Here is an 11,767-nt window from a genome sequence, read left to right as displayed (position 1 = left end):
AGAAACTCACCAAACTCCCATGCCCAACCAGCACACCCTTCGGCCGACCCGTCGACCCAGACGTATACAACACATACGCCAACTGATCCGGCACACACGGGACATCGGGCGCCGCAGACGACAGAGCCGACAGAACACCGACAACATCCGCATCATCCAGCCACACCACCGACTCCACAGATTCCACCGACTCAACCGGCAGTCCCCCAGCCACCGACCGGTGCCCCACCAGCACACTCGCACCACTGTCGGCCAGCATGAACTCCAGACGATCCAACGGGAACTCCGGATCCAACGGCAGATACGCCGCACCCGCCTGCCACACCGCAAGCGCCGCAACCACCATGTCGACCCCACGCTCCAAGCACAGAGCCACCACAGACTCAGACCCCACACCCACACCCCGCAAATGACGAGCAAGCCGATTCGCCCGCGCCACCAACCCCCCATACGTCAACCACTCATCACCCGACACCACAGCCACCACATCCGGAGCCACAACCGCCCGCCCCGCAACCAACCCATGCACCCCACCAACCGCAGAAACCTCCACAGCCGTGTCATTCCACCCACACACCACCACCTCACGCTCACCCGCCGTCAACACCGGCAGATCACCCACACGCCGACCGGCATCCTCGGCCACCGCCTCCAACACCGAACCCAGATGTCCCGCCATCCGCTCCACCGACACCGCATCCAAGCGGGCACGGTCGTAGGACAGCTTGATCTTGACGTCACGGCCGGCGCCCGCGGTGATGTGGAGCGGGTAATTGACCTGTTCGCGACCGAAGTTGAGGTTGGCCTCCAGGCCGTTCGCAGCGGAGGTCTCCCGTCCTTCGGTCAGAGCCTGGTCCGGGTAGTTCTCGAAGACGAAGAGGCTGTTGAACAGAGCCTGACCCGTGGGCAGTTCGCTGCATTCGGCGATGGTCACCAGCGGAACCTGCTCGTACTGACGGGCCCGAACCTGCTCCTCCTGCAGCCCGACAAGCCAGTCCTCCACCGGCTGGTCACGGTCGATTCGTATGCGCGTCGGGGTCGTATTGATCAGCAGGCCGACCATGGAGTCCATGCCCTCGACCTGACCGCCGCGCCCGGACGACGTCACACCGAACACCACGTCGTCGACTCCGGAGTACAGGGCGAGGACGAGCGCCCACGCGCCCTGGACCACCGTGTTCACCGTCAGCCGGTGCCGGCGTGCGAAGTCCGCGAGGCCGGATTCGGCGGCCGTGCGCGACAGCGTCACATGGGCTTCCTCGCGTCCTTGGTCGCCGGTGGCACGCTCCACGCCGAGCGTCGTGGGTTCGGTGATCCCGGCCAGGTAGTCGCGCCAGTACGCACGCGCCTGCTCCAGGTCCTGCCCGCCGACCCACGAGACGAAGTCCCGGAACGGTGCACGCGCGGCCAGCGCCGGCCGACGGCCCCCTCCGGTGCGGAAGACGTCGTACGCCTCCAGCATCTCGCCCATCACGATCGGCAGGCTCCAGCCGTCGAGGAGCAGATGGTGGTAGCTCCACACCAGCTGATGCCGGTCGTCGGCGACGCTGATCACGGAGATCCGCACCAGCGTGGGCGCGGAGAAGTCGGCACCCCGTGCCCAGTCGGCGTCCAGGTGGTCGCGGATCGCCTGCTGCTGCAGGTCCTCGTCCAGATGCGAGAGATCCCGTACATCCAACGGAAGGGGTACGGAGCGGGAGACCACGGCCAGCGGCTCGGGCACTCCCTCCCAGACGACTGCGGTGCGCAACACCTCGTGCCGGGAGAACACCAGCTCCCAAGCCTGCTTCAGGGCATCGAAGTCCAGCTCCCCGTCCAGGGAGAGTCCGTTCTGCACCCAGTACATGCCGGGGTCGTCGGAGAGCCGGGTATGGAAGAGCATGCCCTGCTGGAGGGCGGTGAGCGGATAGATGTCCTCGATCTCGGACGGCACACGGGCCGCAACACGGTTCAGCGCGGCCTGGTCGATACGTGCGAGCGGGAAGTCGGACGGAGTGTGCCCGCCGATCCCGGGACGGCAGCAGTACTCGATCAGGTCATCGAGGATGTCGGCATAGCGCTGGGCCAGCCCCGCGACTGTCGCCCGGTCGTGCACCTCGGTGCCGTATGACCACACCATCTCCAGACGGCCGTCGGAGACACGGCAGTTGACGTCCAGAAGGTGCGTGCGGTCGCCTTCCGTCGACCAGGCACGACCGAGCGAACCCTTGCCCGGGCGGAGCCGGCCGGCTTCGCCCCCGGTGGCGGGCTCGCGATCGCCGGTGCGCTGGGCGTTCTGGCTCAGGTAATTGAAGCTGACCTCTGCACTCCCGTCCGGAGTCCAGTCGGTGAGGTGGCGCAGCAGGCCATACCCCAGCCCCTTCCTCGGCACTCCGCGCAGATACTCCTTCGTGCCACGCAGCAACGCACCAAGGTCCCCGTCCACCGCGCCGGTGAGCACCACCGGGTACATGCTGGTGAACCAGCCCACCGTCCGCGACACGTCGATGTCGGCGCCGACGTCCTCACGACCGTGGCCCTCCAGGTCGACGACCACCGACGGGACCCGGGCCCACGAGGCCAGAACCGTGCCGAGGGCCGCGAGGAGCACGTCATTGATCTGGGTCCGGAAGGCGCTCGGCACCTCGCGGAGGAGTCGCTCGGTCTGGTTCGCACCGAGCATGGTCACGACCTCCCCGGCCGAGGTCACGCTGTTGCGGCCGTCGCGGTCCCGTGGCAGGGGCGAGGCCTGGGCCTCGGTCGCCCGCCAGTACGCGGTTTCCGCGGCAAGCTCCGGCGAGACCGCCAACTCGGCCAACCGCTGGGTCCAGCGCATGAACGACGTCGTCTTCGCCGGCAGCTCCACTGCCACGGAGCCCTGCTCGACCTGCCCGTACGCCGAGATCAGGTCCTCCAGCAGGACCGGCCAGGAGACCGCGTCGACCGCCAGGTGATGCACCACCACCAGAACCAGCTGACCGCGATCGCCCCGATCGAAGACCGCCACCTTGAGCAGCGGCCCTTCCTCCAGGTCGAGACCGGCCTGCACCTCCGTGGCGCGCGCCTCCAAGAAGGCCGCCTCGTCCACGCCATCCACACCGGAGGCATCAATCACCGGCACCGGATCGGATGCCTCGGCAGCCACCAGACGACCGACCCACTCCCCGTCCTCCTGCACAAAACGCGAACGCAGTACGTCGTGCTGCTCGACCAGCGCACGCACCGCCACCCGCATCAGATCAGGATCAATGTTCCCGTCGGCCTCCAGGACAGTCGACTGGTTGAAGTGCGCCGCCTGCGGCAGCGCACGGCCGAGGAACCACCGCTGGATCGGCGAGAGCGGGTAGTCACCCACCACCACGCCCTGCTCGGCGACGGCCACACTCTCGCTCGCCGCCACCGACGCAAGACCCGCCACCGTCTGGTGATCGAACAGCTGTGCCGCCGTCACGTGCACGCCGAAGTCGCGGGCCCGTGCCACGACGCGGATGCTGATGATGGAGTCCCCGCCGAGGTCGAAGAAGTTGTCCTCGACCCCGACCCGCGCCACGCCGAGGATCTCCGCCCACGTCTCGGCGAGGATCCGCTCAACCTCGGTGCGTGGCGCGACATACGTGTCCGCCGATGCCGCGTTCGCCCCGTCCGGTGCCGGAAGGGCCGCGCGGTCGATCTTTCCGCTCCGCGTCATCGGCATGCCGGCCATCTCGGTGAAGAGCGCCGGGACCATGAACTTCGGCAGGCGCTCGCCCACGAAGGCGCGCAGCTCCCCGACGGACGGGATGCCCTCCGCCATGTCCGCCGGGACCAGGTAGGCGACGAGCTTGCGGTCCGTTCCGGTGCCGTAGGCCGTCACGACGGCCGTCCTGACGCCCGGGTGGTCGGCGAGCACGACCTCGATCTCGCCCGGCTCGATACGGAAGCCGCGCACCTTGACCTGGTTGTCGGCACGGCCCACGAACTCAAGACGCCCGTCCGCCAGCCGTCGCGCCCGGTCTCCCGAGCGGTACATGCGCGAGCCGTCCCCGGCGAAGGGGTCCGCGACGAAGCGCTCGGCGCTCAGCGCACCACGGCCGCCGTAGCCACGGGTGACTCCGGCCCCGCCGATGAACAGTTCCCCGGCCACGCCCACCGGCGCCGGGTTGAGCGACGGGTCGAGGATGTAGACCCGCTCGTTGAGGAACGGCGTACCGATCGGCGGTGTGCCGTCGGCGGTAACCTCGCCGCCGGTCGTGGCGATCGTGGTCTCGGTCGGCCCATAGACGTTCAGCAGTCGCAGGCGTCGGTGCCACAGCGCGGTGAGCCTGGCCTCCACCCGCTCGCCGCCCACCAAGACCGTTGCAAGGTCAGGGAGTTCGTCCGGAGACAGAACCCCGAGGAGTGTGGGCGTCATGAAGGCGAGGCTTACCGCGGTCCGCCGCATCAGCGAGGTCAGCCGCTCGGGCGGAGTGCGGTCCTGGCGCTCGGCCACCACCAGGGTCGCGCCCGTGGGCAGCGCCATCACCACCTCCCACACCGAGGCGTCGAAGCTGAATGACGCGAACGCGAGGACGTGGTCGCCCGGGCCGGCGTGCAGCAGCGACCGCATGCCCTCGGCGAGGGTCGTCACTCCGCGGTGGGGCACGTGAACGCCCTTCGGCCGTCCAGTGGATCCCGATGTGTAGATGATGTAGGCGAGCTGGTCGGGCAGGACCCGCACCTGGGGCGGAGTGGCCGGGAACTCTTCGAGCGCCGCCAGGGTCGTCGGGTCGTCCAGCCAGAGCACGGTGTCCACGGTTCCGTCGACGGCAAGGTCGGCGGCCACGGCCTCATGGCCCACGAGCACCGAAGCGCCGGTGTCGCTCATCATGAACTGCCGCCGTTCGAGCGGGTAGGCGGGGTCGAGGGGCAGGTAGCCCGCCCCGGCCTGCCAGACCGCCAGCGACGCGACCGCCATGTCGGCGGAGCGCTCCAGACACAGCGCGACGACGGACTCAGGTCCCACCCCTGCACGGCGCAGACGATGAGCCAGCCGGCTCGCCCGTGCCGCCAACGCACCATAGGTGAGCGACCGTTCACCGGCCAGGACGGCCACGACGTCAGGAGTGGCGGCCGCCTGGGCGGCGATCAGCTCGTGGAGGCCACCCGTGGGCGGCAGCTCCACGGCGGTGTCGTTCCACTCCTCGACGAGCAGGTGGCGCTCGGCCTCGGGCAGCAGCGTGACCTCACCCACGTGCTGGTCCGCGTCGGCGGCGAGGGCGTCGAGGAGTGTGACAAGGTGCGCGGCCATCCGCTCGACGGTCGCAGCCTCGAACAGGGCGGTGCTGAACTGAAGTTCTCCGGACAGCGCGCCGCCGGCGTCCGCCAGGGTCAGGACCAGGTCGAACTTCACGGGGATCGGCTCGGGTCCCGTACCAATGACACCGATGGCATCCGAGGCGTCACGGTCGTCGAACCCGTCCACCGACGTCCCACCGTCGCCCGGGTCGCCCGGGTCGCCGGGCACGTAGCTGAACATGACGTCGGACAGCGGGTTACGGGACCGGTCCCGCTCGGCGACCAGGGCGTCGACGAGCCGGTCGAACGGCAGGTCCTGGTGCAGGTACGCGCCGAGGGCCATCTCCCGGACCCGACCCAGAAGTTCGGCGAAGGACGGGTTGCCGGACAGGTCCGTGCGCATCACCAGCGTATTGACGAAGAAACCGATCAGGTCCTCGGTCTCGGCCAGCGAGCGGTTCGCGACCGGTGTACCGATCGCCACGTCGTCCGTGTCGCCGTAACGCCCCAGCAGGACACTGAAGGCGCCCAGCAGCGTCATGAACATCGTCGTGCCGCTCTCGCGGGACAGCGCACGCAGCGCCTCTGCGGTGTCCGGAGCGACGGCGAACCGGGTGACTGCGCCCGCTGTGGAACGCACCTGGGGGCGGGGCCGGTCGGTGGGCAGCTCAAGTACCGGAGCCCGGTCCAACTGTTCTTGCCAATAGGAGAGTTGTCCGTCGAGTACGTCGCCGGTCAGCCACTGTCGCTGCCAGGCCGCGACATCCGCGTACTGCACGGCGAGCGGCGGCAGCGGATCGGGTTCACCGGCTCGGATTGCCTCGTACAGATCGGACAGCTCGCGCCGGAGGATCCGGTCCGACCATTCGTCGAAGACGACATGGTGCATGGCGAGGGTCAGCATGTGATCGTCCGGCGCCAGGCGCAGCAGAGTGGCGCGTACGAGAGGCCCGGTCGCCAGGTCGAACGGAGTGAGACCGTCCTCGCCGATCAGCCGGTCGGCCGCACCCTGCGGGTCGGCAGCGCCGGACACGTCCGCCACCGGCAACGGCAGACCGGCCGGCGGGTCGATCACCTGCTGCGCCACACCGTCCGCATCGGCCACAAGGCGGGTCCGCAGGACTTCGTGGCGGGCAACGAGCGCGTCCAGGGCAGCGCCCAGGGCAACGAGGTCGATGTCACCGGCAAACCGCAGACGGGTGGACATGTTGTAGTCGATCGAGCCGGGCTCCAGCTGGTCCAGGAACCACAGCCGCTGCTGTGCGAACGACAACGGCAGCGCCGCGTCCCTCGCGACGGCCGTCACCGGGGGCGCGGCGTCACGGGCCGAACTGTCGACGAACGAGGCCAGGCCGCGTACCGTCGGCCGGTCGAACAGGGCAGCCAGCGGGAGTTCGACCGAGAACATCTCGCGGACCCGGGAGACGACCTGGGTGGCCAGCAGCGAGTGGCCCCCCAGCTCGAAGAAGCCGTCGAGGACACCCACCCGCTCCACACCGAGCACCCGCGCCCACACGTCGGCGAGCAGCTCCTCGGTGGCGGTGGCCGGGGCGACGTACCGGCCACCGCTCCCGGTCCGGAATCCCGCGGGCTCGGGCAGGGCCGCCCGGTCGGTCTTCCCGTTCGGGGTCAGCGGCAGCACGGCCAGCTCCACGAACAGCGACGGGACCATGAACTCCGGCAGCCGCTCCCCCGCGAACGCCCGCAACTCGACGACGGCCGGGACGCCCTCGGTGTGGTCCGTCGGGACCAGATAGGCCACGAGACGACGGTCCGTGCTCTCCCCGAACGCACTCACCACCGCCGCCCGGACACCCGGGTGGGCGACGAGCGCCGCCTCGATCTCGAGCGGCTCGATCCGGTAGCCGCGCACCTTCAGCTGGTCGTCGGCGCGGCCGAGGAACTCCAGCTGCCCGTCCGCCGACCACCGCACTCGGTCGCCCGTCCGGTACAGCCGGGAGCCGTCGACGGCAAACGGGTCGGCCACGAACCGCTCGGCGGTGAGCGCCCGGCGACCTCCGTAGCCCCGCGCCAACTGCGGTCCACCAACGAACAGTTCACCGGGAACACCCACGGGCACGCACCGCATGGACGCGTCGAGCACGAACACTCTGGCGTTGACGATCGGGGCGCCGATGGGCGGCGCGCCCTGCGCTCCCAAGGCGTCGACCTCGGCGATGCTCGCGCAGACCGTGGTCTCGGTCGGCCCGTAGGCGTTGAACAGCCGGTGACGCTTGCGCCATGCGGCGGCCAGGCCGGCGTCTAGACGCTCACCGGCGGTCACCAGCGTGGTCACACCGTCCAGGTCACCGGGCCTGAGAGCGTCGAGGAGCGACGGCGGTACGGTCGCCACGCTCACCCCGCTGCGCGTGACCAGGGAGGCGAGCCGGGCAGGGTCGGCCCGGTCCGGCGCCTCGGCCACGACCAGGGTCGCGCCGACCGCCAGCGCCATCACCAGCTCCCACACCGAGGCGTCGAAGCTGAACGGCGCAAAGGCGAGCACGATGTCGTCGCAGTCCGTGCCCAGTGCCGCCTGCTGCGCCGTGACCAGGTTCACCAGGCCGCGGTGGGACAGGTGGACGCCCTTCGGCCGGCCGGTCGAGCCGGAGGTGTAGATGACGTACGCGAGCTGGTCCGGGTGGACCGGCGCCGACGGCGGGGTGGCGGGCAGTGCCGTGAGTGCCGTGCGGGTGGCCGGGTCGTCCAACCACACCACGGTGTCGAGACTGCCGACTGCGGTGAGGTCGGCGGCCGCCGCCCGGTGACCGACCAGCACGGTGGCGCCGCTGTCGGCGAGCATGAACTCCAGTCGCTCGGCCGGATACTCCGGGTCCAGCGGGAGATAGGCCGCTCCGGCCTGCCACACCGCGAGGACCGTTACGGCCATGTCGGGCCCGCGCTCCAGGCACACGGCGACGACGGATTCGGCGCCCACGCCCGCATCCCGCAGGTGATGGGCGAGCCGGTTGGCGCGTGCCGTCAACTCGGAGTAACTGACCGACTGTTCGCCCGCGATGAGCGCCACCGCCTCCGGGGCCGCCGCAGCGCGCCCGGCGACCAACTCGTGGACACCTTCCGCGGCAGACACTGGTGCGGCGGTGTCGTTCCACTCCCGTACCAGCTGGTCGTGTTCGGCCGCCGTCAGGACGGGCAAGTCGCCGAGACGCTGCTCGGCGTCCGTGGCGATGGCCGTCAGAACGGTCGCCAAATGGCCCGCCATCCGCTCCATGGTGGTGTCGTCGAAGTGAGCCCGGTCGTAGGACAGGCGCACCACCAGCTCCCGAGCGGAGGAGGCAATCACACCGAGGGGGTAGTTGGACTGGTCGCGCCCGTAGTTGGCACCTGCGCGCAGTCCGTCGCCTTCCGCGTACTGCCCACCTTCGCCACCCTCGACCCTTGCCTGGTCGGGGTAGTTCTCGAAGGCGTACAGCGTATTGAACAAGGCCTGCCCAGCCGCGATTTCACTGCACTCCGTGATCGTGGTCAGGGGCGTCTGCTCATACTTCCGGGCGCGTACCTGCTGGTCCTGCAGCCCCGCGAGCCACTCCACCACGGACTGGTCACGGTCGATTCGGGCCCGCACGGGCGTCGTGTTGATCAGCAGACCGACCATGGAGTCCATGCGGTCGATCTGGCCGCCACGGCCGGAGGACGTCGTACCGAACACCACGTCGTCGGAGCCCGCGTACAAGCCGAGCACCAACGACCACGCACCCTGCACCACGGTATTGAGCGTGACCCGGTGCCGGCGGGCGAAGTCGGCGAGGCCGGACTCTGCCACCTGCGCCGGCAACGGCACCTGCCGCTCGTCGCGCCCCTGCTGCCCGGTGGCGTGCTCAACACCGAGCGTCACGGGCTCGGTGATCCCGGCCAAGCAGTCCCGCCAGTACCCGCGCGCCTGGTCCAGGTCCTGTTCGGCAACCCAGGAGACGAAGTCCCGGAACGGCGCGCGTGCGGCCAGTCCCGGCCGCTCCTCGCCCGCGCGGAAGGCGTGGTACGCCTCCATCACCTCGCCCAGGACGATGGGGATGCTCCAGCCGTCGAGGAGCAGATGGTGGTAGCTCCAGAGCAGCTGATGCCGGTCGTCGGCGAGACGGATCACGGAGATCCGCACGAGCGTGGGCGCGGTGAAGTCGGCGCCACGCGCCCAGTCGGCGTCCAGGTACTCGGAGATTGCGTGGCGCCGGGCCTCTTCGTCGAGCTGCGAGAGGTCCACTACGTGCAGGGGCAGGGGTACGGACCGGGAGACGACCGCCAGCGGCTGCGATTCGCCCTCCGAGACGACCGCGGTGCGCAGCACCTCGTGGCGGGAGAACACCAGCTCCCACGCCTGCTTCAGGGCTTCGAGGTCGAGTTCGCCTTCGAGCAGCAGGCCGTTCTGTGCCCAGTACATGCCGGGGTCGGCGGAGAGCTGGGTGTGGAAGAGCATGCCCTGCTGGAGGGCGGTGAGCGGATAGATGTCCTCGATCACGGTCGGCAGGTTCTCTGCGACACGGTCGAGCACGGTCTGATCGATACGCGCGAGCGGGAAGTCCGACGGAGTGTGCCCGCCGACCTCGGGACGGCAGCAGTACTCGATCAGGTCACTCAGGACCTCGACGTAACGCTCCGCAAGCCCCGCGATCGTCGCCTCGTCATGCACCTCGGCGCCGTACGTCCACTCCATCTCCAGACGGCCGTCGGCCACCTGGCTGTTGACCTCGATCAGGTATGAGCGTGTGCCGTCCTCGGACTGTGACTCGCCGAGAGACCTGCCGGACGGACGGAAGCGGACGCCTCCGTCGTCGTGGGCGGCATCAGCGGTGTCCGATCGACGGCCGGACTGGCCAAGGTAGTTGAAGCAGACTTCCGCGACGGCACGCGTGTCCGGGGTCCAGTCGGTGAGGTGGCGCAGCAGGCCATACCCCAGCCCCTTCCGCGGAACGCCGCGCAGATACTCCTTCGTACGACGCAGCAAGGCACCCAGGTCCCCGTCCGCTGTCCCCGTGAGAGCCACCGGGTAGACGTTGGTGAACCAGCCCACCGTCCGCGACACATCGATGTCGGCGCCGACGTCCTCACGACCATGGCCTTCCACATCCACCACCACGGACCCCACCCGGGCCCACTCCGTGAACACCGCACCAAGAACACTCAGCAGCACATCATTGATCTGCGTCCGAAACGCAGCCGGCACCTCACGCAGCAACCGCTCCGTCAGCCCGGTCTCCAGGGACTGACGGAGGTTACGCACCGAGGCGTTCCGGTTCAGGCCTTCGCGGTCGCGGGGCAGGGGGGCAGCAGCCGCGGCTTCCGTCTCTCGCCAGTACGCCGTCTCGGTCGCAAGCTCGGGCGAGGCCGCAAGCTCTGCCAGTCGCTGCGACCAGTGCATGAACGACGTCGTTTTGGCGGGCAGCTCCACGACGGTGGCGCCCTGTTCGACCTGCGCGTATGCCGCCGCGAAGTCCTCGAGGAGCACGGGCCAGGAAACCGTGTCCACCACCAGGTGGTGGACGACGAAGAGGATCAGCTGCTCACGCTCGCCGCGGTCGAAGAGCGCCACTCGCAGGAGGGGGCCGTCGCTCAGATCGAGGCCGACCTGCACCTCGGTGGCCCGGGCATCCAGGAACTGCCACTCGTCGTCGCCGTCCAGGCCGGAGGCGTCGATGGTGGATACCAGGTCGGCCGGTTCGGCGGCCAGGAGCCGGCCGACCCACTGGCCGTTTTCCCGTACGAAGCGGGAGCGCAGCAGATCGTGCTGCTCGACCAGCGCGCCCAGCGCCGCTCGCAGTACGTCGGGGTCAACGCGCTCGGTGACTTCCAGAACGACCGACTGGTTGAAGTGCGACGGCCCGGGCAGTTCGCGAGCGAGGAAGGACCGCTGGATCGGGGTGAGCAGGAAGTCTCCTACTACCAGACCCTGTTCGGCGTCCGCCAGGCTTTCGCTCGTCGCGACCGACGCCAGGGCGGCCACGGTCTGATGGCTGAACAGCTGCGCCACCGTGACGTGAACACCGAGCTCGCGGGACTTGGCCGCGACGCGGATGCTGATGATGGAGTCGCCGCCCAGCTCGAAGAAGTTGTCCTCGACCCCGACCCGCTCCACACCCAGAACCTCGGCCCACACCTCGGCCAGAATCCTCTCGACCTCGCTGCCCGGCGCGACATACTCCCCCGCCGAGCCGACTCGTGCGCCGTCCGGTTCGGGCAGCGCGGAGCGGTCGAGCTTTCCGTTCGGGGTCAGCGGCAGCGCCGCGAGCTCCACGAAGGCCGACGGGATCATGAAGGCGGGCAGCCTGCTGCTCGCGAACTCCCGAATCTCGGTGATGGACGGAATGCCGTCCGCCTGATCAGCCGGGACGAGGTAGGCCACCAGACGACGGTCCTCGACGTCCCCGAAGGCCGCCACCACAGCGGTCCGGATCTGCGGGTGCGAGGTCAGGACGGCTTCGATCTCACCGGGCTCGATCCGGAACCCACGCACCTTGACCTGGCCATCCGCACGACCAACAAAGTCGAGCTGCCCGTCCGCCAGCCAACGCGCCCGGTCACCCGA

The 11,767-nt window shown here is 69.4% G+C and carries 1 protein-coding gene; it reads right to left on the bottom strand.

Annotated features, from left to right (window positions below; genetic code table 11):
- Positions 1-11,767, bottom strand: an 11,767-nt coding sequence (locus ACFT7S_RS38350) for an amino acid adenylation domain-containing protein (RefSeq protein ID WP_382741109.1), incomplete at both ends; no start/stop codon positions are given.

The organism is Streptomyces sp. NPDC057136 (assembly GCF_042670885.1).
Classification (GTDB): domain Bacteria; phylum Actinomycetota; class Actinomycetes; order Streptomycetales; family Streptomycetaceae; genus Streptomyces.
Note: the sequence above shows the minus strand (reverse complement) of the source record. Positions and strands in the feature narration are given on the sequence as shown.